Source organism: Yoonia sp. BS5-3 (assembly GCF_038069655.2).
In the GTDB taxonomy this organism is placed as follows: domain Bacteria; phylum Pseudomonadota; class Alphaproteobacteria; order Rhodobacterales; family Rhodobacteraceae; genus Yoonia; species Yoonia phaeophyticola.
Window position 1 is genome coordinate 305069 of sequence record NZ_CP150951.2, and the last position, 23415, is coordinate 328483.

Below are 23415 nucleotides of genomic sequence, written 5' to 3' on the forward strand. Positions count from 1 at the left end.
ATGAAACCGCTGCGGCTACGGTTTGGGATGACGCCATCAACGCTTAAGCGACCTGACGCCCCTCGGACCACACCGACCGCACCACAGGCATATCATCCAGCACAGAAAAGCGAATGATATCAGCGCGTTTGCCGATCTCAATCACCCCGCGATCCGCCAATTGCACATGCCGCGCGGGGTTCGCCGTGACCGTCGCAATGCCCTTGGCCCAATCATCCCAAAGCTGGGCGACACGCACCGCCCCCATCAGCAAGGCGGCGGGCACATAGTCTGATGACAGGATATCCAACCGGTCCAGACGCGCCAATTCATGTGCCGCGACATTGCCCGAGTGTGATCCGCCGCGCACGAGGTTCGGGGCACCCATGATCGTGGCGATGCCAGAGGTGTGACACGCCTCGGCGGCTTCCACCGTTGTGGGGAATTCGGCCAAGGTCACGCCGTGCGCTTTGCTGGCCGCAACCTGATCTGCTGTGGTGTCATCATGGCTGGCCAAGGTCGCGCCATAGCGCTTGGCGGCGGCGACGGCGGCGGCCTCGTGGACCTTGCCATATTGGTCCTGCAATCCGTACAGAAACTGTACATATTCGGTAAAGCCATCGCGGTCGAGATTGTGCTTGCCGCAAACGTAATCCTCAAACTTGCTCAAATCCCGAAACTGGCGCTGCCCGGGCGTGTGATCCATCAAGGATACGATGCCCACCCGGTCGGCCTCGCCGAATTCGGCCAATTCATCGGCCAAAGTCTCGGAACAAATCTCGGCCCGCAGATGGATATGGTGCGATATCTTTAGCGCTCCCGCCGCGCGCATCTGCAAAATTTCATCCGCCATCTGACGCGCGTATTTACCGTAGCCCTTGCTGCCGGACAGGATCGAGCCTACCCGGATCGCATCAAACACCGTGGTAATACCCGTACCCGCCAATTCGCGGTCGTGGGCCACGATGGCTTCGCGGTGCGGCCAGTCGACCTTGGGACGCGGGGTCATGTGCCGCTCCAGATTATCGGTGTGTAATTCGATCAGGCCCGGGCAGACGAAATCAGCCGCGCAATTAATCGCCCCAGCGGGCACCACTGTGCCTTGGGCAATATCCGCGATCTGCCCGTCTTTGATCTTTAGGCTGCCCGTAACCACCTCATCAGATAGGATAATCTTAGCATTGGCGAGAATTGTTTCTTCTGTCATGGGTTTGTCACGCTACCTTGGCAATGAGGGTTTCATGTTTGAACGCTACGCAGTCTTTTACACAGCGCCACCGGGCGCATTCGCGGATTTTTGCGCCAGTTGGCTGGGCTGGGATAGCCGGGCGGGCGCCTATATCCCGCACCCGAATATCGGCGATCTTGACGTGGCCACCTTGACCGCTGTCCCACGCAAATACGGGTTTCACGGGACGTTGAAAGCGCCGTTTCGGCCGGCCCAAAACGCGGGTGAGGCGGTTTTGCGCGACGCGATTGCAGCTTTCGCCAAGACCGCCGCTCCGATTGAAAACCTGCCGATGGCTTTGCAACTGCACCGGGGCTTCATTGCGCTGCGCCCGACGGGCGAGACGCCCGCGCTGAATAAGCTCGCCAACCGGATTGTGACCGACCTTGATAGCTTCCGCGCCGCCGCCCCGCCCGAAGAGCTGGCGCGCAGGCGTGCGGCCGGGCTGACCCCCCGGCAGGACCACAATATGATGACCTGGGGCTATCCATACGTGCTGGAGGATTTCCATTTCCACTTGACCCTGACCGGCAGGCTGGATGACGCCATCGGCGCCCATGTCATGGATGTGCTGAGGCCGCATATGGAGCATGTCTTGCCCCACGCGATCTCGGTCGATCATATCGCCCTGATGGGGCAGGCCAGCGATGGGATGTTTCATGAAATCCACCGCTATGCGCTGACCGGATAAAGCGCAGCAAGGGCCGCAGTGACGGTCGTCTGCAGCGGTCCATCATTGGCGATTGTCAGCGGGGTAAATTCCGGCGGTACATCGAAATCGGCCTGCGCCAAACGCCGCGCGACCTCATCCGCATTTTCGCGCCCCCGGGCGGCAAGCCTTTCGGCCAAAACCTGGCGCGAAGCTGTCAGCGAGATGACCATGAAGTTCTCATACCGGGCCTTTGCCGTCGCCAGACTGCGTCGCGACAGGTTCGCCACCACATCGCGCCCGGCATCCAATTCCGCATCCAGCGTCACGGGAATGCCATAGCGCAGCCCATGCGCGGGCCAATGCAACGCGAATGCGCCCTCCGCCACCATATTAGTGAAGCGGGCATCATCGACGCCATCAAAATCCTCGCCCCCTGCATCTGAAGGCCGGGTGATCACGCGGCGGGCCAAGACGATACGTGGTTCGGCTGCGGCCATCGCCCGCATAACGCTGTCCTTGCCCACACCAGAGGGGCCGACGACCGCGATGAAACGCCCCGTCATGCAGCGGCCTGTGGGGTGAAGCCGGTGACGTCGATCTCCTTGTCGCAAACCCGCGCCCGCGCCGCGTCATCGTGGAAAATCCCGATGATGGCGGCACCGCGCGCTTTGGCGGCCTCAATCATTTGCAACACAACCTCGCGATTGGCCGCATCAAGGCTGGCTGTGGGTTCATCCAGTAACATGGCCGGGTAATCATAGGCAAAGCCGCGCGCGATATTCACGCGCTGCTGTTCACCGCCCGAGAACGTCGTGGGGCTAAGCGCCCAGAGCCGTTCGGGGATGTTCAGATTGGCAAGCAAGGTTTTTGCCCGCGCATGTGCCGCATCCCGGTCAGTACCTGTAGCCAGCAAAGGTTCGGCCACGACATCCAACGTGGACACACGCGGTACCACCCGCAGGAATTGGCTAACATAGCCCAAGACGTGACGGCGCAACTGCAAAATCTCGCGCGGTTCGGCCTGGGCCACATCCACGTCGCCAATCATGATCCGACCGGAGGCCGCCAGATAGTTCCCATAGATCATCCGCATCAGCGTGGATTTGCCCGCGCCCGAGGCACCTACAAGGGCCACGCATTCGCCCGCAGCGACCTGCAAATTGGCCTCGGCCATCACAGGAATGACCGCCGCCCCTTGGTTATGCAGCGTGAAGGATTTTGAGACGTTTTCGACGTTGATCATCGGTTCATACCTGCAAGACTGAGGAAACGAGAAGCTGGGTGTAGCCATGCTGTGGATCGTCCAGCACCTGATCAGTCAGGCCGGTTTCAACCACATGGCCGTCTTTCATGACCATCAACCGATCCGCCAGCAATCGCACCACGGCCAGATCATGGGTGACGATAATCGCGCTAAGGTTCATTTCCCGCACCAACCCGCGTAGCAGATCAAGCAGACGTGCCTGCACGCTGACATCAAGGCCGCCGGTGGGTTCATCCATGAACACCAGACGCGGGCCAGTGACCAGATTACGGGCAATCTGCAGGCGTTGTTGCATACCGCCTGAAAAGGCTGTGGGGCGGTCATCGACCCGGTCGGCGCTAATCTCAACCCGGCCGAGCCAGTCGGTCGCGCTCTCCCTGATATCGCCATAATGCCGGGCACCCACAGCCATCAACCGTTCGCCCACATTGCCGCCCGCGCTGACATTCATCCGCAGCCCGTCCCGGGCATGCTGATGGACAAAGGCCCAATCGGTGCGCGACAACATCCGCCGCTCAGGCTCGGACATGGTGACAGTGTCGCGCAACCCGCCCACACGTGTGTCGAAATTGACCTGGCCCTGATCTGGAGTCAGATGCCCGGCAAGGCAGTTCAGCAGCGTTGATTTGCCCGAACCGCTTTCGCCGACGATGCCCATGACTTCGCCGGGGTAAAGATCAAAGGACACGTCCTTGCACCCAATCCGGTGGCCGTAGAACTTTGCGATATCAGTGACTTGTAAAAGCGGTGTCATGCTGCGTCCCCCTGCACTGGCACGCCTTGTGCGCCGACATGGCCTGCGGCGCGGCGTTTGGCGCAGTAGTCCGTATCCGAGCACATGAACATCCGCCCGCCTTCGTCATCGACGATCAATTCGTCCAGATAGCTGTCCGTGGCCCCGCAAAGATCGCAGGCGCAATCGGCCTTAGAGGCTTCAAACGGATAGTCTTCAAAATCGAGGCTGACGACTTGGGTATAGGGCGGGATCGCATAGATGCGCTGTTCGCGCCCCGCCCCGAAGAGTTGGATACCCGCCATTTCCAGCTTGGGGTTGTCGAACTTCGGGATCGGCGATGGATCCATCACATAGCGCCCTTCGACCTTGACCGGATAGGCGTAGGATGTCGCAATCGCCCCGTGCTGGCTGATGTCTTCATACAGTTTCACATGCATTAGCCCGTATTCCTCAAGGCTATGCATCTTGCGGGTCTCAACCTCGGAGGGTTCCAGGAACCGCAGGGGTTCAGGGATGGGCACCTGATAGACCAATATCTGATCGTCCCTCAGGGACTGTTCAGGGATGCGGTGACGGGTCTGGATCACACTGGCCTCGGTCGTGGCTTCCGTCACAGCTACCCCGGCGGTTTTTTCAAAAAACCGCCGGATTGAAACCGCGTTGGTTGTGTCATCCGCCCCTTGGTCGATGACTTTGAACGTATCTTTCGGGGTCAGCACAGCGGCTGAGACCTGCACGCCGCCCGTACCCCAACCATAAGGCATCGGCATTTCACGGCTGGCGAAAGGGACCTGATAGCCGGGGATCGCCAGACCCTTCAGAATGGCCCGGCGGATCATCCGTTTGGTTTGCTCATCGAGATATGCAAAATTGTAATCAGACATAAGATCGCTCATGTTGCGAAGAAATGGTTGCATTGCGCAAAGGAGGCCACGGATGTTCGACAGCTGCCGCGAGACAGTCAGTATCCTTCACGCGTTGATATTTGGCGCAGATGGGGCTTGCGTCAGTATCGGGATCAGTTCGCTTTTGTGGGCCTTCGGCGCGTTCATGGTGTTGGTCGTCATTGCCCAATTTGCCGCACGCAAACTGTGGAACGCGCTGCTTGGCACAGGCCCACGCAAAGAGGCCCGGAGCGTCGGCACGATCTATGACGACCCGCCCCCGCCCGATGACGGACCGATACGCTAGACCGGTCATTCGGCAGCCTCTTGCAAGCCTTGCGCCTCGCGGCGCAGTTTGCGGATCAGTTCCAGCTCGGACTGGAAATCGACGTAATGGGGCAGTTTGATATGCTCCAGGAACCCTGTCGCCTGGATGTTGTCGGAATGATAAAGGACAAATTCTTCGTCCTGCGCAGGCGCGCCAACGTTGTCTTCGCCCAGTTCCTTCCAGCGCAGCGCCCGGTCAACCAGCGCCATGGAAATCGCCTTGCGTTCGGTCATACCGAACACCAGCCCATAGCCCCGCGTGAATTGTGGTGGTTCGGTTTTTGAGCCTTTGAACTGGTTGACTGTTTCGCATTCGGTCAGGGTGATCTCGCCAATTTCGATGGCAAACCCCAGCTCGGGGATTTCCATTTCGACGGGCACCGCGCCGATGCGCAGCTCGGCCACAAAGGCGTGGTTGCGCGCATAGCCGCGCTGGGTGGAATAGGCCATGCCGAGGATAAAGCCCTCATCCCCGCGCGTCAGCGATTGCAGCCGCAGGGCACGCTCAGCTGGAAGTTCTAGCGGCGTTCGGGTCAGATCGGGTGGTACATCGTTGCCGGAAACTTCGTTTTGGATCAGGTCTTCACGATCCAGAAAGTCCATGATGTGGGGCGTGGGGGCTTGCGTGGCCTCGGCCTTGACGCCCTCGGGCACCTCACCATCTGCGGCCAGTTTGAAATCCAACAGCCGGTGCGTGTAGTCAAAGGTTGGCCCCAGCACCTGCCCGCCGGGCGCGTCTTTGAAGGTGGCCGATACGCGGCGGTCGCAGGCCATGGCTTCGGTATCCACCGGCGCGGTCCCGCCAAAGCGCGGCAGGGTCGTCCGGTAAGCGCGGATCAGAAAGATCGCCTCGATCAAATCGCCACGGGCTTGTTTGATCGCCAAAGCCGCCAAGTCAGGATCATAAAGTGAGCCTTCGGCCATCACCCGGTTCACCGCCAGGCTCAGCTGTTCGCGGATTTGTTCCACCGACAGTTCAGCCACAGATAAATCGCCACGCCGCTCTTCGGCCAGCCAGGCATGCGCATTGTCGATGGCCTTTTCGCCACCCTTTACAGCCACATACATCAGGACACCTTTGTCGTTCGGGGCAAAGCCGCCAAGCGGCTGTCGCAGGTGAAAATGAAGTCAAGGCCCAGCGGGAACAGGGCGGCGTTGGCCTGAAAAGCTGATATTTCAGGCAGGGATAGGGCGGCGCTGTCCTTGATCCCCGGCCCGCTGAGCGCGGCACCTTGGGCCGCAAGCTCTGCGCATTCCACGATCAGGGTCGCAGAGCGGTCAGGGTACTCGGACGTACCAATGGCAAAGTCGCTCAATTGCAGGTCGGTCCAATCACCGATGGCGAACATAGCCTGATTTGCGGCAACCAAGGGGGCGCTTGTGTGAAAGGTAATCCAGTCGCGCAGCGCGTCGGTGTCAAACCGCCCCGCCAGATGCACCGGCGTTTCAGCATCGCAAAGCGTCAGCACTGCGGCACCCGCCGCGACAGACAAAGGTGCGGGGGGCGCGGCGCCCGCAACCGTTTGGATCGTGCCGGGACAGGCCATCGCTGTCATGATCCCGCGAAACGCCTGGGCAGAGGCGATGGGTGCGTTTTCGAACCCGCCTTCAAGTGCGGCCAGCTGCATCAATCCTCTCCTCGGACCATGGTAAAGAAATCCACTTTGGTGGCAGCCGCCTTGGCCGCCCGCGCCGTTTTGGCCGCGTCATAACCTGTGCGCAGAGGGGCCAGCACCTGCGCCTCGACCTTATCGGCCTGCGCGGTCTGCATCAGCGCATCGACCAGCGCCGCTTGCAACGCTTTGTCCCGGCTGCGCCCTTGCACATAGGCGTGACCGACAGCGCCGCAACCCAGCTTGACCGAACAACGAGTGATGGTCATTTCGCCCAAGTTGAACGGAGCACCCACGGCCCCGGCCCGCCCGCGGACCATAACGCCGCCGATCTCGGGGGCGCGCAGCAGGCTGTAGTCTGGCTTGGCATCCAAGGCGTTCCACAGTTCGGCCAGCGCTGCCTCTGGCGCTTTGGCAAGAAGGCTCATCCACACTTTGCGCGGATTTTCGGCCTGAAAACTCCCGTCCATCTAGACACCTTGCGTAGTTGTCGAAATAAATATACAACTAGACAACTATAAAATTTCGGGCCGCCACGCAAGGCGCGGCATGTGAAAGTTTCATGACAAATGGCACGCACAGCAATCTGGACATCCATCAGCGAGGCGCTGACCAGCGACATCGCAGAAGGGCGCTATCAACCCGGGGACAAACTGCCGACCGAGGCCGAGCTGTCGGTCCGTTTTGGTGTCAATCGCCACACCGTGCGGCGCGCTTTGCGCGCCATGGCCGAGGCCGGGCTGGTGCATGCGCGGCGCGGCGCGGGTGTATTTGTTGCTTTGACACCAACAGATTACCCCATCGGGCGCAGGGTTCGGTTCCACCAGAACCTGGCGGCGGCGGGGCGCAGTCCGGGTAAGACCCCCCTGCTGACCGAAACCCGCATGGCGGGCGAACGCGAGCGTGAGGCTTTGGGGCTGGAAAAGGACGCCGAAGTGCATGTCTATGAAGGCCTTTCCTCTGCTGACGGGCAGCCTATCGCCCTGTTTCGCAGCGTTTTTCCGGCGGCGCGCTTTCCCGAGTTGCTGACCTATCTGAATGAGACGGGGTCAGTGACCCAAGCGCTTGGGAAACATGGGGTCAGCGACTATACCCGCGCCTCAACCCGGCTGACGGCCAAATCCGCCACCCCGACCCAAGCGCTGCATTTGCGGATCGCTGAACGTGCGCCCATTTTGCGGACTGTGGGGATCAACGTTGATGGCAGCGAAGCGCCCATCGAATACGGGCACACCTGGTTTGCCGGGGACCGGGTGACGCTGACGGTCGACAACCTCTGACAAGCGACAAGCGAGGCGACCACCGAACGGTACCCGACAGCCAGCTTCGGGCCTGTCCAGCCGAAGCGTTGGTTAACGCCTATTTTGTTGGGAATCAGGTGGTGAGACATATGTCGGCCTTACGTCTGCAAAACGTCGGTCGACTGCTGGGACATACACATGTTAACGATACGCGTGCTGGGTTTTGAAACCATACTGAATTGATGCTCGCTACCCGCATAGCGGGACGAAGTTGTCATTGGTCGTCAGGCTTCCTTCGGCAACTTTGGGATTTGCCAGTTCATACATTCCAAACTTTTGTTGCGACCTTCAGCAACTTCTGGAAGCGAGAGCATTCGAAGTGATCCTCGTGCGGGCAGTCCGCGACATGGCGCAGCATTTTTGCGAGGTTGACCAGCCGCTCAGCCTGTTTTTCCAGCATGTTTGCCTTATCGACCAGAGCGTCGCGAGGTATTACTGCCGTTCCGGGTCGGCGTAAAACGGAGCCTATCTCATCAAGCGAAAATCCTGCGGATTTGGCCAAGTTGATGAGTGCCAGTTCCTGAAGGACTGTCGGCTCATACTGACGCCGTAGCCCGTTGCGGGCGACGGCTTCGATCAGCTTCCTTTTCTCATAATAGCGCAGGCCCGAGGGGCTGATACCAGAACGGCCTGACACCTCGGCAATATCCAAAAGTGTTGTCATATGAATGTCTCTTGACTTAAACTTGGCTTCAAGTTGTAGGGTGATTGCTCCGAATTTGCAATGGAGCGTTTAGTTGATCAATTCCTCTCTATCCACGGACCCGAAAAGAACGTTAGCGGTACTGTCGGGGCCTGGCCTCTCGATCATGCTTGCGGCTTATGGAATAAGTTCTGCTGCCGTAACGTTACCGGACATATCGTTAGCCTTCGGTGGCCAAAGCCCTAACCCAACATTGGTTGTCTCGATGTACATCCTCGCCGTTACAGCACTTATTGTGCCGGTGGGACGCGCAGGCGATGTCTATGGCAAGCCAACTGTGCTGGCTTCGGGCTTGTGCCTCTTTACTCTTGGCGCAGTTCTTGCGTTCCTCGCGCCGACGCTGACGGCTTTGATCGCCAGTCGATTTGTCCAGGGCGCAGGTGCAGCGGCCATGATGGCGATACCTTTGGCGATGGTACGCGATCTGGTGCCTTCTGGCCAAATCGGGCGTTGGATGGGCGTGCTAGGAAGCATGACAGCCATTGGTACAGCGTCAGGCCCTGCGATTGGGGCTGCTGCTGCGGCCGCTTTTGGCTGGCGTTCGGTGTATTTTCTTCAAGTCCCCTTTGCTCTGGCAACACTTGTGCTTTGCCTCGTTTGGCTTCGAGGCAGCACAGAACATGCGGAGAAAGGTTCAGTTGATCTTCCTGGCGCGGGTGCATTGGCCGCTTTCCTCACTGCCCTGACGTTCCTCGTGACTGAATTGGCCAATGGATTGGACGTCACGGATGGTTTGCTCGCAGCTCTAGCGATTGGCGCATTGATGGCGCTTTATGTGATCGAAAATCGCAGTTTTTCGCCCATCATCCCGCTTGATCTACTAAGTTCCAGCCGTTTGCGCATAAGCCTTGCAATGAACGTTATCGTTTCACTCGTTATGATGGGCATGTTGGTGGTTGGGCCTTTTTTCCTCATTGATGGACTTGGGCTAACGACCGCGCAAATGGGCCTAGCGATGTCTGTCGGCCCGATATCGTCGGCGCTGAGCGGCATTCCTGCGGGGCAGTTCACAGAGAAAATGGGGACAGGTTATGCGGTGACGGCAGGCGCGTCTGCAATGGCCTTTGCGTGCGCTGCCATGGCGACGCTTCCTTATCTGCTCGGCCTTGGCGGATTCATTCTGGCATTCATTTTTCTGGCACCCAGCTACCAAGTTTTCCTAGCCGCGCTAAACACCTCGGTGATGGAGACTGCGTCAGAGCAAGATCGGGGCGTAACGTCGGGCATCCTCAATCTGAGCCGCAACTTTGGCTTTATCCTCGGGGCCGGATCGGTCAGCGCAGTATTCTGGTCCCTTGCTTACTTTGATTCCGGCATCGAAGACGGGACGCCCCTCGTAAGCTTTGCCATGGCGGGAACCTTTGCGATGTGCAGTGTCCTGATACTGGGTGTCGTTTTGCTTTCGGTGTTTTCGCACCGAAACACCGGCACGCGACGGGGAACCGGACATTCATAAGCAGTGCAGCATTTGTTAAAGTGGGCTCATACCCGCAATGCGGCGCGTTTATTGCTCAAGGCAAGAAGAACCTTGGCCTGAGCGGGCTATTCGTATTTTTCCAAAAAGGCTTCTGCCTTCAGGGTGCGAAAATCGTCCAGCGCGGTCCTTAGCAGGTCGTGCTCCCAGTCCCACCAGGCGAGCGACATCATCCGCTCTGCAATCTCCTCGGGGAACCGTGCGCGCAGGGGTTGGGCGGGGATCCCCGCCACGATCATGTAGGGTGGGACGTCCTTTGTCACAATCGCTCCGCCCGCCACGACGCTGCCGTGCCCCAGTGTTACTTCGGGTCGGATTTGTGCCCCGTGTCCGATCCAGGTGTCATGCTCGATTACCGCTCGCCGTGACCTGCGGTGTGCGAACCAGGCTTCATCGTGTTCCGCATCGTCGAAGTAATCCGCTGACCGGTAATGAAAATGGTGCTGGCTTGCCTTATCCATCGGGTGATCTGTGGCCCCAATCCGCACGTAGCTGGCGATGTTGGAGAACTTGCCGATCTCCGCATTTGCGATATCCGCAAACCGGTCGCAGTAGGAATAATCGCCCATATGCGAATGGGCGATGCGCGTGCCTTGGCCCACTTCGGTGTAACGCCCGAAGGTACTGTCGGTCACGCTGCAATCAGGATGCACAAAGGGCGCGTCTTCTGTGAGCCGTGCCACTTAGTGCCCGCCCTCATCACCTTTGATCAGCTTGCGCCGGAGCCAGCCTGATAGACTATCCATCAACATCACCATGATGATGATCAGGATAATGTAATAGGTGACCTCTTCCCAGTCTTTTTGCGTGATGATCGCTTGGGTCAGGAGTAACCCGATGCCGCCCCCGGTGATTGCCCCGATGATCGTGGCGGACCGGGTGTTGGATTCCAGATAATAAAGGATTTGGCTGAGCAAGACCGGCGTGACCTGCGGGATCACCCCGAACCGATACCGCTGCAGTGGTTTCGCGCCGGTTGAGGCGATCCCTTCGATTTGTTTGTTGTCGATATTTTCAAATGCTTCCGAGAACATTTTGCCGAATGATCCGGTGTCTGTCAGCAAGATCGCGAGCGAGCCGGTCATGGGCCCCGGCCCAAAGGCCCGCGAGAGGATGATTGTCCAGATCAGCCCGTCGACACCGCGCAGGAAATCGAAAATCCGCCGCATACCGAACCGGATCGGCCCCAGCGGGGTGAAGTTTTTGGCAGCAAGGAACCCAAGCGGAAGGGCGATGATTGCCGCGCCGAAGGTGCCCAGGAAGGCCATCAGGATGGTTTCCCCAATCGCCCAGACCACATCGGAATGCCGCCACATGTCGTTGCCCCAGAAGTCTGCCCAGATCGCGCCTGCTTCGCCGCTGACGGCCCGTGACAGCACCGCTGCGAACCCCAGCCCGTGATAGGGGCTGTCGAGCGTGAAAAAGAATAGCTCCCACCCGCCGAAATATCGAAAGACCTCGGTTCTGTTGCGGGTGACGGTCAGCCGTCCTGCTTCGGTTGTGATCGCCAGCCGGTTTTTGGAGGCGTTGATCCAGGCGGGCACATCCCCTGCGGGGAGGGTCGCGTTCACCCCGTCGGAATTGGGCCGCGCTGTGACCAGACCGTAGCCGGGGATATCGTAGCGGATTTCTTCGGGGTCAAAGATGACCTCATGCCCGTCTTCCAATTGAATGACGGTGGTTTCGCCAAGCGTGACCCAGGATGGTGCCTCGCCTTCGGGGTATCGCCCTTTGCGTTCGCCCTCGATAGAGACCCCCACACTGCCGTCCCGGTTATCGCGGGTGACGTGCGTTTTGTAGCTATAGCTGTCGGCCACCAGAATACGGGCATCGTCCCCATCGATATCGCTGATCACTTCGGGGATATCGAAAGCAAAGAAGATGTAGGTCAGATAGACCAGCACGGCGGCCACGATCCCGAAACCGACCATCCGCTTGCGGCGCATGCCTGCGACGGTCACCTGCATCATATCGGTCATATTGGTGTCAGCGGTGGTCATAGCACTGGCTTTCCGTGGGTCAGGCGGTCGCGCACTGTCGATGACAGTTGGTCCACCAGAACGATTGTGACGAACAAAAGGATGAAGATCGCGGCGGCTTCGTCGAACTTGCCCATCCCGAAGGTGATCGTGTTGCGGAGGTCATAGCCAATGCCCCCTGCCCCCACGAAGCCCAGAATGGCGGAGGCGCGGATGTTGATTTCAAACCGTAGTAGCGCGTAGCTGAGGTAGTTGGGGGCCACCTGTGGGACGATACCCAAGAGCATCCGTTGGCTCCAATTTGCGCCCACGGATTCGAGCCCTTCCAGCGGGCCGAGATGCGCGTTTTCGTTGATTTCGGAAAAGAGTTTGCCCAAGGCACCGGCTGTGTGCAGGGCGATAGCGATCATCGCGGGCACCGGCCCGCCGCCGATGATAAAGATCAGCACCAAGGCGATCACGATTTCGGGGAAGGCACGCAGCAGATCCATGGTGCGCCGGAAGACGGGCACGAGCCGGGGGTATTTTGCCAACCCGCGTGTGGCGAACAACGACAGCACAATGGCGGCCAAGCCACCCACAAGGGTTGAGAGGGCGGCGATATTGATTGTCTCAATCAGGGACGGGAAGTAGGTCGCCAGAAAGCCCGGCAATTGCGCGCGGTTTTCCCAGGCCTCGCTGACCACATCGCTCGGGAACCCCAACACATTGGACAGGCCGGGCAGGAAATCCCCTGCGTTCCGTTCTTGCGCGACAAGAAAGCCGCTGACCAACAGGACGACGAAAATCGCCAGCATGATCCCGGACATCATCCGCTTGCGGCGGATCATCGCCATATAGCTGGATGTCACGGAGGGAGAAATCTCTGAGGTTGTTTCGGCAAGGGCCATGGGGGGTCCTGTTCACACAAAAGGCGCACCGACCCCGCAAAGGGATCGGTGCGTTTTTTCAAACCGGGAGGGTTTAGTTGATGACCGAGCGGCGTGCTGCCACGATCGATTCATATGTTTCGTGTGTCACTGGCTGGAAGCCCAGGCTTTCACCGGCAGACACGCCATATGCACAATCGCGGTCTGCTTCGTAGAGGTTGTCAACCAGCTCAGTCATAGTCGCTTTCACGTCAGCAGGCAGTGCTGTGCGCAGAACGATTGGGCCTTCTGGGATCACGTTGGAGCGCCAGATTTCAACCAGGTCGTTCATGTCCACAAGACCTGCATCAACCGCACGGCGCAGCGCCCCAGAGTTGTAGCCATCTTCCCAGTTGCCCTGACCATCGGCCCAGGTCACACCGCCGTCAACATCGCCTGCGTTCACAGCAACGATTGTTTGCTCATGCCCACCAGTGAATTTCACTTCGCCGAAGTAATCACCGGATTCCATTGTGCCGCCAGTGGCCGCAGGGATTTCGATGGATGGGATCAGGAAGCCTGAGGTTGAGTTTGGATCACCGAAGCCAAAGACCTTGCCTTGCATGTCTTCCAGCGATGTGATGCCGCTGTCGGCGCGGGCAAAACCGATGGAGTGGTAGCCGATGGACCCGTCGAGGTTCACTTTGACCAAAACAGGCTCAACTGCGTCGGGGTCCTGAATGTGCACGGCTGCGTAGGATGACGCACCCATCCATGCCATGTCGATTGTGCCGCCCAAAAGGCCCTGGATCACACCGTTATAATCGGCAGGTGTGAAGATGTTCACGTCGATGCCGCCCAGCGCTTCTGAAGTGTAATCAGCCAGGCACTGGTTCGCTGTCATCCGGTCTTGGGCGTTTTCGCCGCCAAGTACACCGATGTTGAATTCTGTGATCTCTTGCGCAAAGGCCGCACCGGTCAGCGCGGTTGTCGCAAGTGCAGCAGCAACTAGGTTTTTCATTGTCTTCTCTCTCGTTAAGCACCCCAGCAGAGGGGTACGGGGGGTTGATAGGTGGGGATGGCTCAGACGCTTTCAGCGACCTCAGCCAGCTTGACGACCTCGGCATTCAAGGTCTCAATCTCGGTGGATGTGGCGGCTTCTGAGAACGTCTCATCCGCGCCGTAGATGTCGCGGGCGACACCGGTGGTCAGTTGGTCAGGCGTGCCATCAAACACGATTTTACCGTCCCGCATGCCGATCACACGGTCGCAATAACGGCGCGCCGTATCCAGCGTGTGCAGGTTGGCGATGACCATCCGGCCGTCTTCTTCATGGATCTGGCGCAAGGATTGCATCACGACCTGCGCATTCATCGGGTCGAGCGAGGCGATGGGTTCGTCCGCCAGAATGATCTTGGGGTCCTGCATCAGCGCGCGGGCAATCGCGACCCGTTGTTGCTGTCCGCCGGACAAGGCCTCGGCCCGTTTTGGGGCGTGTTCGGCGATGCCCAGACGGTCTAGAATGGCGATTGCCTTGTGGATATCTTCGTCTGGATAAAGATTGAACATGGTCGCCAGCGTTGAGCGGCGGTTCAAAATGCCGTGCAGCACGTTTGAGACGACATCCATCCGGGGCACCAGATTGAACTGCTGAAAGATCATCGCGCATTGCGATTGCCAGTTCCGCTTAGCCGCACCGCGCAGCGCCGTTACATCGACGCCATCAAACATAATCGTGCCCGCGCTGACCTCGGTCAGGCAATTCAACATCCGCAAGAGCGTTGATTTTCCCGCGCCAGAGCGCCCGATAATCCCGATCATTGCGGGCTTTTCAACGGTAAACGTCGCCGCTTTGACGGCCGTCTTCGCCCCAAATGTTTTGGTCAACTGATCAATCTGCAGCATCTACACCCTCCAAGGTCCGGACTTGTTTGCGGGCGCTCATTTGCAGATTTGTTTCAAAAATATGAAATTTTTGTAACGGCGCCAGATGCGCTTTGGATTGGTCTTTGACCCACAGCTTTATGCATAAAAAATGGGCGCCGCAGCCTGTGCTGCAACGCCCAATGTCAAAGCCGCGCCTTATCGATGCGGCATTTCTTGCCGGATTATTCGGGATCTTTGGGCAGAATCAGGTTCAACCCGATTGCCATCATCGCTGTTGGTGCAACGGCTGATGTCGCCAAAGTCTTGATCACACCCGGCAGGTACTGCACGGCTGTTGGCACCAGATTCAGCCCTAGCCCAAAGGCCAATGACACCGCGATGATGATCATCGTCCGGCGGGTCATCTTTTCCTCAGCCAGCACGTTCAGACCTGCAGCAGCCACCATCCCGAACATCACGATCACACCGCCGCCCAGAACAGGCAAAGGCATGGAGGCGATCACGGCACCGATTTTTGGGATCAAGCCGCAGATGATCATGATGATCCCCGCGATCGTCACAACGTGGCGGGACATGATCCCGGTCATCCCAACGATCCCAACGTTCTGACTAAACGACGTGTTGGGCAATCCGCCAAAGATACCCGCGATCGCCGTGCCCAGGCCATCGGCATAGGTGGCCCCTGAGATTTCCTCATCCGTCGCATCGCGGCCTGCACCGGCCTTGGCTGTAGCTGACGCATCGCCAACGGTTTCAATCGCCGACACGATTGACACCAATGTCACAGCAATCACAGCACCGAGGTTGAATTCAAACCCATAGGGCAACGGGCTAATTGGTGTGATCCAGGCGGCACCGGCGACGGGTGCGAAATTCACCATGCCCAAGGCAAAGGCCAGAACATAACCCGCCAGCAGGCCGATCAGAATGCCCGAGGCGGACAATGTGCCCTTGGTGAAAAACTTCACGCCCAGCGCCACGACAATGACTGTTAGGGCCACAGACCAATGCTTGAGCGAACCAAAGCTTTCGGCCTCCATCTGGAAATCAGCCGCCCCGCCCGCGGCGTATTTGATCGCCACCGGGATCAGATAAACCCCGATGGTCAGGATCACGAGGCCGGTCACCAGTGGTGGGAACAGCCACCGCAGATGTTTGATGAAGGCCCCAAGCGCAAAATGTACTACACCGCCGATGATACATGCGGTCAAGGCCACGCTGAGCCCCATGGTCGCGGCCACACCGGCCAAGACGCCCACAAAGGCAAAGCTGGTGCCTTGCATGATCGGCAGGCGCGCGCCCACAGGCCCGATACCCACAGTCTGGAACACCGTGGCGATCCCCGCAAACAGCATCGCCATCTGGATCAGGTAAATCTGTTCCGGCCCGCCAAAGGCCAGCCCTGCGGCCCCTGCCACAATAATCGAAGGCGTCACGTTGGATGCAAACATCGCCAGCACGTGTTGCAGTCCAAGTGGCACCGCCTGCACCAGCGGCGGCGTCACATTCGGATCGCTATAAGTTGTATCAGTCATTTCATTGTCCCTTGTTGCTTGGCCGGTCTTCCCGCCGGACCAATCCCTAAACGACCACGCGGTAAGGCGTGGCAAACACATGTTCCTCCAGATTTGGGCCATCACCGATCCGGTCGATCACCGCAAACAAGCCCGGGCCCGACAGGGGGGTCAGCACCCCATGCCAGACGTTGCGATGAAAATTGATACCTTCGCCCGGGGCCGTGATGAACGCTTGCGGGCGCAGGTCATCGTCTGCCACCACCACCAAAAACGGATCGAGGCTCATAGGAATGAAGGCCTGTGATCCTTCAGGATGCCGCTCGACCAGATCTAGCTGGTAGGGCAGTTCCCGCAATTCAGACCGAAATAGGCTGATCCCGACCCTGCCGTCGCCCGCATCGACCTGCGCGCGGTCGTGGAACCGGCCACAGAGCCCTGCATTGATCATCTTGTCCGGATCACCGTCACAATTCAGGACATCCCCAAACGGTGCAAAAGCCGCAGCCGTCAGTGGGGAGATACGGATATCTGAGGTCATCGAGGCAGCAGTTCTTTCAAACGATGAAACGCGATCCGCTCAACCTGATGGCAGGCCTGCGCAAATTCGGCATCGCGATCATTCTCTAAACGCGCGGCAAACGCAGCCTGGATCGACGCCTTATCATGGTCCCGGACCGCAATGATGAAAGGAAAGCCAAACTTTTCAACATATGCCGCATTTTGCGCCGCAAACGCAGCCCGCTCTGCATCCGTCAGCGCGTCGAGCCCGGCGGATGCTTGCTCTGCCGTGCTTTCCGCCGTCAGTCTTTTGGCCGCCGCGAGTTTCCCTGCCAAGTCAGGATGCGCGGTCAGCACGCCAAGCCGCTCTTCCTCAGAAGCTGACCGAAACGCCCGGCACATGGCGTTATGCAAGCCCACAACAGTGTCATGCGCAGGGCCAAGTTCCAGATCAAAGGCCCGTTCTTCGACCCATGGGGAATGCTCAAACACATGGTCAAACTTGGCCATGAACGCGCCCTTATCCATTTGTGAAGGACGCTCCCAACGCTGATGCGGGTGCTTTGTCGCCCAATGATCCGCAATCTGTTCCCGGGTAGCGAACCACACGCCTTCATGCCCTTGCGCGTATTCAATGAACTGACGCAGGGCCTCGGCCCGCCCCGGACGGCCCACAAGGCGGCAATGCAAGCCCACCGACATCATGCGCCCGCCTTCGCGGTAGAGCGTGTCAAAGCTGGCCTTGAGATAATCAAGGAACTGCGCGCCCGCGTTGAACCCCTGCGGCGTCGCAAAGCGCATATCATTCGCGTCGAGTGTGTAGGGCACGATCAGCTGGTCCCGACGGCCAAATTCCATCCAGTACGGCAGATCATCGGCATAGGTATCGGCCACATAGGCAAACTGGCCTGTTTCAGCGGCCAATCGGACCGTATTCACCGAACAACGCCCCGTATACCAGCCGCGCGGCGGGGTGCCCACAACTTCGGTATGGAGGCGGATCGCCTCGGCCATATGGGCACGCTCCACATCTTCGGACGCGTCTTTATATTCGATCCATTTCAACCCGTGGCTGGCGATTTCCCAGCCTGCATCCTGCATCGCTGCGACCTGCTCGGGCGCCCGCGCAAGGGCCGTGGCCACGCCGTAAACCGTCACCGGCAAATCGGCCATCATCCGGTGCAAGCGCCAGAACCCGGCCCGCGCGCCGTATTCATACATGCTTTCCATGTTCCAATGGCGCTGATCAGGCCAGCTGGCGGCACCCACAATCTCGGACAGAAACGCCTCGGACCCCGCATCCCCATGCAGGATGTTATTCTCGCCGCCTTCTTCGTAATTCAGCACAATCTGAACCGCGATGCGCGCACCGCCCGGCCATTGGGGATCGGGTGGCGTCGGGCCGAAGCCGCTCATATCTCGGGGGTAACGGTGCATTCTTGACCTCTTGTTCATTCACACCGTATTCCTAAAGAATAGGTGTGTTTTTCAAATAATTTACGAAACACTTTCGGCGGCCCGAATGGCGCCGGCGATGCGCTCGATCATGAAATCCATGAACAGACGCGTCTTTGGATCTTGGTGGCGACGATGCATGTAAAGGCAAGCCATCTGCACGGGCATCGGCGGGGTCGCTGCGGCCACGATCACCAGCGCGCCTGCGGCCAGATGATCGGCCACCTCAAAGCGCGGTTTCATCGCAACCCCTTGGCCCGCCAGCGCCCAATCGGTCAGCACATCACCATCATCCGATTCCAAACGGCCCGCGATCCGAAACCGTTTGGGACCTGCGTCTGTTTGCAAGCGCCACTGGAACTCCGACGCGCCGGGAAACCGCAGGTTCAGGCATTCATGCTTGCCCTTGACCAAAGCATCGCCATCCACCGGATGCCCATGTGCGGCGATATAGGCAGGCGAGGCCACCAGCACCCGCCCCACATCGGCAATCTTGCGGATCCGCAGATTGCTATCGGCGGGCTGCCCCAGATGAAACGCCAGATCGAGCCCCTCCGCCGTCATATCCACATTCCGATCCGTCATCCGCAGGCGTACATCAATCAACGGATAGGCCTGTGCAAAAGCGGGCACATGGGGCGCGATCAACCGGCGCCCCACGCCTAAAGGGGCCGCCACATGCAGCAGGCCCTTGGGGTTTTCGGTCAGCTCAGTCACCTGCGCTTCGGCATAGTCCACCGCATCCAGCACACTACAGGCCCCGCCATAAAAGGCCTTTCCTTGGGCGGTGGGGGTCAAACTGCGCGTGGTCCGTTGGAACAGGCGGACGGACAGATGATCCTCAAGCTGCGATATCCGGGCCGAGGTGACCGCCGGTGAAATCCGCAAATCACGGCCCGCTGCAGACATTGAGCCCAATTCATAAACCCGCACAAAGGTGCGTATGTTTTCCAGATAAGACATTATTCCGCATTTTTTGATAGAGCCTTGCAATATCAGGGAATACAAGAGAACCAAAGCGCTGACTAGACTGCCCGCAAAAGGGGACGCCATATGTATGATATCGCAATACTCTGGGACTGGATCGCCTTTGCAGTGCGCTGGTTGCACGTGATCACAGCCATCGCCTGGATCGGATCGTCGTTCTATTTCATTGCCCTTGATCTGGGGTTGAACCGCGACATTGATGGCCCGGCCGACGGCGAAGAATGGCAGGTGCATGGCGGCGGATTTTACCACATCCAGAAATACTTGGTGGCCCCCGAAGCCATGCCCGAGCACCTGACCTGGTTCAAATGGGAAAGCTATGCCACATGGCTGTCCGGGGCTGCCATGTTGGCGGTGGTCTATTGGGTCGGGGCAGAGCTTTACCTGATTGATCCCAACAAAGCCGATATCAGCATTTTCACAGGCATCCTGATCTCAGCCGCATCCCTTGGGGTGGGCTGGGTGATCTATGATTTCTTATGCAAATCCCCATTGGGCGACCGGCCGACGACCCTGATGGTGTTGCTGTTCATTCTGCTGGTGGTGATGTCTTGGGGGTACAACCAGATTTTCACCGGGCGGGCCGCCCTGCTGCATCTGGGTGCGTTCACTGCCACGATCATGACCGCCAACGTCTTTTTCATCATCATGCCAAACCAGCGGATCGTGGTGGCCGACCTGAAGGCCGGGCGGACGCCCGATCCGAAATACGGCAAAATCGCAAAGCTGCGCTCGACCCACAACAACTACCTGACGCTGCCGGTGATCTTCCTGATGCTATCGAACCACTACCCGCTGGCTTTTGGCACGCAATACGCGTGGATCATCGCGGCGCTCGTGTTCCTGATGGGCGTCACGATCCGGCATTACTTCAACTCGATGCATGCGCGCAAAGGCAAGCCCAACTGGACTTGGGCGGTCACTGTGATCTTGTTCCTCATCATTGCATGGCTCTCAACCCAGCCCGGCCATGATAGCTATGAGCAGGCCGAAGCCAGGGCGCTGACACCCTACGAACAAAGGTTTGCCAGCGCAGACGGATTTGATGAGGCCCATGACATCGTCATCGGGCGCTGCTCAATGTGCCATGCGCGCGAGCCTGTCTGGAACAACATGCAATGGGCGCCCAAAGGGGTCTTTTTGGAAACGGAAAGCGATATCGCGAGGCACGCAAGGCAGATCTATCTGCAGGCGGGGGTCAGCCATGCGATGCCACCTGCAAACATCACCAATCTGCCTGCCGAAGATCGGCAAAAACTGATTGCATGGTATCGCAGCGGGTCCTAACCCATGACTATCCGGCTTGAAAATCCGAAATAATGCGCCGGGCAAGCCCGCTTGATTGGCCATAACTGACCAAGAACACCGAAAGCCCGGCCTGCGCGTGCAGACGTAAGGCGCGCAGCACCGCTGCTGCAATCCAATCAGGCCGGTTTCCAAAGGCGCCCCCGCCCAGCATTGTCAGAAAAACCCGTCGGTTTCCGGTCCGGGCGGCATTTTCGATAGCCGCCAGCAATGTGGCCTCATAAGCCGCCTCAAGAATGATCTGCGCAAAACCGGCCCAAAGATCAGCGGGCAGATCAGAATAGGCGACCGGCATGGCGCTACAATAAATCTGGGAAACCAAACGACCTGTATCATGCAGCGTCACCTGCACATCGCGGTGCACACCCACACGCAATGCGGCGCGCACGGCGTCCGCATCCAACTGAGCAAGCCGAGCATTGATCAAATGCAGACTTTCAGACGTAGGCAATGCATAACCATTGCGCATGTCCCACAGAAAATCCTGACCTGCGCCAAGCATCACCCCAATATCGGCAAGACAATCAATCTGCCGATCCGTGCTTTGGCCGATGCCCCCCTTAAGCGGAACAAAGTAATTGCGGTAGATCGTTCCGGCCAGACAGGCCAATGCGCAGGCCGGGCCTTGCGTGCGATCATGCTCATATCGTGCCACGCCCATTTCGGGTGTCACTGACGGGCCGATCATCTCCAGCAGATTGAATTGCGAGGCAACCTGAAAAACGGCGCCCTCATTCTCTGGGTATGTATGAAGATGCTGAACGTCGGTGACCATTTCTTCAACGCTCAGCGGTGCTGGATCAGGGACAGGCACATTTGCGCGCAAATGCCCAAGGGACGGGATATCAAGCGTTCCGGCCTCGGCCCGCCAGCCCGATTTCGCCGAAACCAGCGTCGTCCCTTCCATGGACAGGTATTTATAGACCTCTTCAGGGGTCTCATTGGCAATGCCAGTCTGTTCTTCAAACCAATTCATTGCGGCTTATCTGATCACATTGCGGGATGGGTGAAAACCCATCTGGCGCGGTTTCAGAACCGTATCTCAAAAACGGCGCCTGGCCCCTCTGCCAAAGTAATTGCCGCGCCATGCGCCTCAAGCATCTGGCGCACAATGGGCAAACCCATCCCTGTCCCGCCTGCATCGCGGTTGGTTGTGAAAAAGGGTTCAAAAATGCGTTCTCGATTGCCGCTTGAGACGCCGGGGCCGTCATCGGACACGAGCAGCACATCACCCCGCACCTCAAGCGTGACTTCGCGGGCACCGTGGGTCATCGCATTATCGATCAAATGCCCAAGCACGATCTGCATGACCTGATCGCTGAGCGGAACAATACCATCGGATATGATCCGCACAGCGTCCCGGCCTGCGGCGACATCTGACAAAAGACAGCGGCCATCGGCCATCGGCTCATGCGCGCGGGCCAAGGCGCGTTGGCTTTCCAGAAGATCGGCCATGCGCGCAGCCGCCATGGCCACATTATCCACCAATTTAGCGCGATCGGCGGCGGGCAAACTGTCATCTGCAAGCAGCTCGGCCGCGCCGCGAATAGCGCTAAGCGGCGATTTAAACTCATGCGTCACATGGTCGGCATATGACCGCAAGACGGCTTCGCGGCCACGCAGGCGGGTCGCCATCGCGATCACTGATTGGGTCAGTTGGGACAATTCAGGCGTTCCGACATGCACGGGGGCGTCAGTCTTACCCTCGCTTTGGGCATAGCCTGTCAGGGCGCGCACCGGGCGCAGTACAAGGCGCCAAAGCAAGAAACCCAATATGGCGGTGGCGACAAAGGCCATCCAGCCGATCATCCATGATGTCTCGGCCCAGCCCAGAACACCGCCAGCGACACGGAAATAGGCGATACCGATCAGCGGCAAACAGAAAACAGCCGCCAAAGTGCCCCCCAGCACAAAGGCCAGCGGTGGGCGCCATTTATGAATCACGCGTCGCGGCACGCACCCATCCGTATGCCCACGCCATGCACGGTCTCAATCGCATCACCGCAGCCCGCCTTGGTCAGTTTGGCGCGCAGATTGCGCAAATGGCTATCCATCGTGCGATCACTGACATGCACATTGGTTCCATAAATCGCGTCCACCAATTGCGGGCGCGACATCACGTGATCGGGGCGGGCCATCAACCGTTCCAGCAGGTCCATTTCACGGGCTGTCAGCGTGACCGGCAGATCCCTGACATGGCATAAATGCCGGTCAGGATCGACGCTGAGCACCCCACGCCGCAGCACCGCCTGCGCCGCAACCACACCGTTTGTACGTTTCACAATAGCTTTGATGCGCGCGATCAATTCGCGCGGGGAAAACGGTTTTGAGATATAATCATCAGCGCCCAGCTCAAGCCCGACAATCCGGTCGATCTCATCCCCTTGCGCGGTCAGAAACAGCACCGGCACGTCAGAGGTTTTGCGCAGCTCGCGGCAGACGGAAAGCCCGTCCATCTCGGGCATCCCGATGTCTAAGACGACCAAATCCGGCGACAGGCTTTGCGCCATTTCCAGCGCGCTGCGGCCATCTGCAGCCTCTGCCACCGCAAAGCCCGCTTGGCGCAGCGCAATCCGCACAACGTCGCGTATCTGCCCGTCATCATCCGCCACAAGGATCATTGATCGCTTCCCTTTTGCGGCAGATTAGGACGCGGGCCACCGGCTTGATAGCCCCAATCGCGCTTGGCCCCTGCTGGAATTGGATCGTCGAGCCACCAAGCATCTTGCGCCAATCGCTCCGGTACGCCGCGTATCACCATGATTGTTCCCTTCATCC

Annotated in this window: 27 protein-coding genes; 5 read left to right on the plus strand and 22 right to left on the minus strand. The window is 58.8% G+C overall.

Annotated elements, in window-relative coordinates; all coding sequences use genetic code 11:
* Positions 1 to 43: 43 nt before the first annotated feature.
* The gene (locus AABB29_RS01580) at positions 44 to 1186 is read right to left on the minus strand and encodes an alpha-D-ribose 1-methylphosphonate 5-triphosphate diphosphatase (protein ID WP_341368609.1); all 1143 of its coding nucleotides are present in this window, start codon (positions 1184 to 1186) and stop codon (positions 44 to 46) included.
* A 34-nt stretch (positions 1187 to 1220) separates the two neighbouring features.
* On the opposite strand from AABB29_RS01580, the gene AABB29_RS01585 reads away from it, so the two are divergent.
* A complete protein-coding gene (locus tag AABB29_RS01585) occupies positions 1221 to 1898 on the plus strand; it encodes a DUF1045 domain-containing protein (protein ID WP_373636738.1) in 678 nt (225 codons plus the stop codon).
* Here AABB29_RS01585 and phnN read toward each other — a convergent pair.
* From phnN to AABB29_RS01605, 4 genes are read right to left on the minus strand one after another with little or no spacing between them, the layout of a single operon-like run.
* Positions 1880 to 2422 carry a phosphonate metabolism protein/1,5-bisphosphokinase (PRPP-forming) PhnN gene (gene phnN / locus AABB29_RS01590; RefSeq protein ID WP_341368606.1) on the minus strand — a complete coding sequence of 181 codons (543 nt, stop codon included), beginning with the start codon at positions 2420 to 2422 and terminating at the stop codon, positions 1880 to 1882. The two genes, AABB29_RS01585 and phnN, sit on opposite strands and share 19 nt — an antisense overlap.
* The gene (phnL, locus tag AABB29_RS01595; RefSeq protein ID WP_341368605.1) at positions 2419 to 3102 is read right to left on the minus strand and encodes a phosphonate C-P lyase system protein PhnL; all 684 of its coding nucleotides are present in this window, start codon (positions 3100 to 3102) and stop codon (positions 2419 to 2421) included. The genes phnN and phnL overlap by 4 nt, the downstream gene beginning before the upstream one ends.
* 4 nt (positions 3103 to 3106) lie before the next feature.
* Positions 3107 to 3877: a phosphonate C-P lyase system protein PhnK gene (phnK, locus tag AABB29_RS01600; RefSeq protein ID WP_341368604.1), complete on the minus strand. Its 771-nt coding sequence runs from the start codon at positions 3875 to 3877 to the stop codon at positions 3107 to 3109.
* Entirely contained in the window at positions 3874 to 4743 is an 870-nt protein-coding gene (locus tag AABB29_RS01605; protein WP_341368603.1) for an alpha-D-ribose 1-methylphosphonate 5-phosphate C-P-lyase PhnJ, read from the minus strand. Before AABB29_RS01605 ends, phnK begins: the two co-directional genes overlap by 4 nt.
* A gap of 52 nt (positions 4744 to 4795) precedes the next feature.
* Between AABB29_RS01605 and AABB29_RS01610 the strand changes: the two genes are divergently transcribed.
* On the plus strand, positions 4796 to 5050 hold the full coding sequence (locus AABB29_RS01610; protein ID WP_341368602.1) for a hypothetical protein: 255 nt from the start codon (positions 4796 to 4798) through the stop codon (positions 5048 to 5050).
* A gap of 5 nt (positions 5051 to 5055) precedes the next feature.
* On the opposite strand, the gene AABB29_RS01615 is transcribed toward AABB29_RS01610, so the two are convergent.
* From AABB29_RS01615 to phnG, 3 genes are read right to left on the minus strand one after another with little or no spacing between them, the layout of a single operon-like run.
* The gene (locus tag AABB29_RS01615) at positions 5056 to 6138 is read right to left on the minus strand and encodes a carbon-phosphorus lyase complex subunit PhnI (RefSeq protein ID WP_341368601.1); all 1083 of its coding nucleotides are present in this window, start codon (positions 6136 to 6138) and stop codon (positions 5056 to 5058) included.
* Positions 6138 to 6698, minus strand: a complete 561-nt coding sequence (phnH, locus tag AABB29_RS01620; protein ID WP_373636739.1) for a phosphonate C-P lyase system protein PhnH — start codon at positions 6696 to 6698, stop codon at positions 6138 to 6140. The genes AABB29_RS01615 and phnH overlap by 1 nt, the downstream gene beginning before the upstream one ends.
* Complete coding sequence (gene phnG, locus AABB29_RS01625) at positions 6698 to 7153, minus strand: phosphonate C-P lyase system protein PhnG (RefSeq protein ID WP_341368600.1); 456 nt, start codon at positions 7151 to 7153, stop codon at positions 6698 to 6700. Before phnG ends, phnH begins: the two co-directional genes overlap by 1 nt.
* 99 nt (positions 7154 to 7252) lie before the next feature.
* On the opposite strand from phnG, the gene phnF reads away from it, so the two are divergent.
* The gene (gene phnF, locus AABB29_RS01630) at positions 7253 to 7963 is read left to right on the plus strand and encodes a phosphonate metabolism transcriptional regulator PhnF (RefSeq protein WP_341368599.1); all 711 of its coding nucleotides are present in this window, start codon (positions 7253 to 7255) and stop codon (positions 7961 to 7963) included.
* A gap of 280 nt (positions 7964 to 8243) precedes the next feature.
* On the opposite strand, the gene AABB29_RS01635 is transcribed toward phnF, so the two are convergent.
* Complete coding sequence (locus tag AABB29_RS01635; protein ID WP_341368598.1) at positions 8244 to 8648, minus strand: helix-turn-helix domain-containing protein; 405 nt, start codon at positions 8646 to 8648, stop codon at positions 8244 to 8246.
* A 145-nt stretch (positions 8649 to 8793) separates the two neighbouring features.
* Between AABB29_RS01635 and AABB29_RS01640 the strand changes: the two genes are divergently transcribed.
* A complete protein-coding gene (locus AABB29_RS01640) occupies positions 8794 to 10143 on the plus strand; it encodes an MFS transporter (RefSeq protein WP_341369024.1) in 1350 nt (449 codons plus the stop codon).
* Between the two features lie 86 nt (positions 10144 to 10229).
* Here the strand turns inward: AABB29_RS01640 and AABB29_RS01645 are convergent, their stop codons facing one another.
* From AABB29_RS01645 to AABB29_RS01685, 9 genes are all read right to left on the minus strand, one after another.
* Positions 10230 to 10844 carry a chloramphenicol acetyltransferase gene (locus AABB29_RS01645; protein ID WP_341368597.1) on the minus strand — a complete coding sequence of 205 codons (615 nt, stop codon included), beginning with the start codon at positions 10842 to 10844 and terminating at the stop codon, positions 10230 to 10232.
* The gene (gene phnE / locus AABB29_RS01650) at positions 10845 to 12161 is read right to left on the minus strand and encodes a phosphonate ABC transporter, permease protein PhnE (protein WP_373636740.1); all 1317 of its coding nucleotides are present in this window, start codon (positions 12159 to 12161) and stop codon (positions 10845 to 10847) included.
* Positions 12158 to 13030 (minus strand): phosphonate ABC transporter, permease protein PhnE, encoded by an 873-nt coding sequence (phnE, locus tag AABB29_RS01655; protein WP_341368596.1) that lies wholly within the window; start codon positions 13028 to 13030, stop codon positions 12158 to 12160. The genes phnE (AABB29_RS01650) and phnE (AABB29_RS01655) overlap by 4 nt, the downstream gene beginning before the upstream one ends.
* A 73-nt stretch (positions 13031 to 13103) precedes the next feature.
* A complete protein-coding gene (gene phnD / locus AABB29_RS01660) occupies positions 13104 to 14009 on the minus strand; it encodes a phosphonate ABC transporter substrate-binding protein (RefSeq protein WP_341368595.1) in 906 nt (301 codons plus the stop codon).
* A gap of 62 nt (positions 14010 to 14071) precedes the next feature.
* Entirely contained in the window at positions 14072 to 14893 is an 822-nt protein-coding gene (phnC, locus tag AABB29_RS01665; RefSeq protein WP_341368594.1) for a phosphonate ABC transporter ATP-binding protein, read from the minus strand.
* Between the two features lie 203 nt (positions 14894 to 15096).
* The gene (locus AABB29_RS01670) at positions 15097 to 16410 is read right to left on the minus strand and encodes a nucleobase:cation symporter-2 family protein (protein WP_341368593.1); all 1314 of its coding nucleotides are present in this window, start codon (positions 16408 to 16410) and stop codon (positions 15097 to 15099) included.
* 46 nt (positions 16411 to 16456) lie between these two features.
* A complete protein-coding gene (locus AABB29_RS01675; protein WP_341368592.1) occupies positions 16457 to 16930 on the minus strand; it encodes an ureidoglycolate lyase in 474 nt (157 codons plus the stop codon).
* Positions 16927 to 18327 (minus strand): allantoinase PuuE, encoded by a 1401-nt coding sequence (gene puuE, locus AABB29_RS01680; protein WP_341368591.1) that lies wholly within the window; start codon positions 18325 to 18327, stop codon positions 16927 to 16929. The genes AABB29_RS01675 and puuE overlap by 4 nt, the downstream gene beginning before the upstream one ends.
* A 60-nt stretch (positions 18328 to 18387) precedes the next feature.
* Positions 18388 to 19308 (minus strand): LysR family transcriptional regulator, encoded by a 921-nt coding sequence (locus tag AABB29_RS01685; RefSeq protein WP_341368590.1) that lies wholly within the window; start codon positions 19306 to 19308, stop codon positions 18388 to 18390.
* 90 nt (positions 19309 to 19398) lie between these two features.
* On the opposite strand from AABB29_RS01685, the gene AABB29_RS01690 reads away from it, so the two are divergent.
* Positions 19399 to 20619, plus strand: coding sequence for a urate hydroxylase PuuD (locus AABB29_RS01690; protein ID WP_341368589.1), 1221 nt, complete (start codon positions 19399 to 19401; stop codon positions 20617 to 20619).
* A 7-nt stretch (positions 20620 to 20626) separates the two neighbouring features.
* On the opposite strand, the gene AABB29_RS01695 is transcribed toward AABB29_RS01690, so the two are convergent.
* The 4 genes from AABB29_RS01695 to AABB29_RS01710 are packed head-to-tail and all read right to left on the minus strand — an operon-like array spanning position 20627 to position 23398.
* Positions 20627 to 21613: a hypothetical protein gene (locus AABB29_RS01695; protein WP_341368588.1), complete on the minus strand. Its 987-nt coding sequence runs from the start codon at positions 21611 to 21613 to the stop codon at positions 20627 to 20629.
* A 53-nt stretch (positions 21614 to 21666) separates the two neighbouring features.
* The gene (locus AABB29_RS01700) at positions 21667 to 22593 is read right to left on the minus strand and encodes an ATP-binding protein (protein WP_341368587.1); all 927 of its coding nucleotides are present in this window, start codon (positions 22591 to 22593) and stop codon (positions 21667 to 21669) included.
* The gene (locus AABB29_RS01705; RefSeq protein WP_341368586.1) at positions 22578 to 23258 is read right to left on the minus strand and encodes a response regulator transcription factor; all 681 of its coding nucleotides are present in this window, start codon (positions 23256 to 23258) and stop codon (positions 22578 to 22580) included. The genes AABB29_RS01700 and AABB29_RS01705 overlap by 16 nt, the downstream gene beginning before the upstream one ends.
* Positions 23255 to 23398, minus strand: a complete 144-nt coding sequence (locus AABB29_RS01710; protein ID WP_341368585.1) for a hypothetical protein — start codon at positions 23396 to 23398, stop codon at positions 23255 to 23257. Before AABB29_RS01710 ends, AABB29_RS01705 begins: the two co-directional genes overlap by 4 nt.
* Positions 23399 to 23415 lie beyond the last annotated feature (17 nt).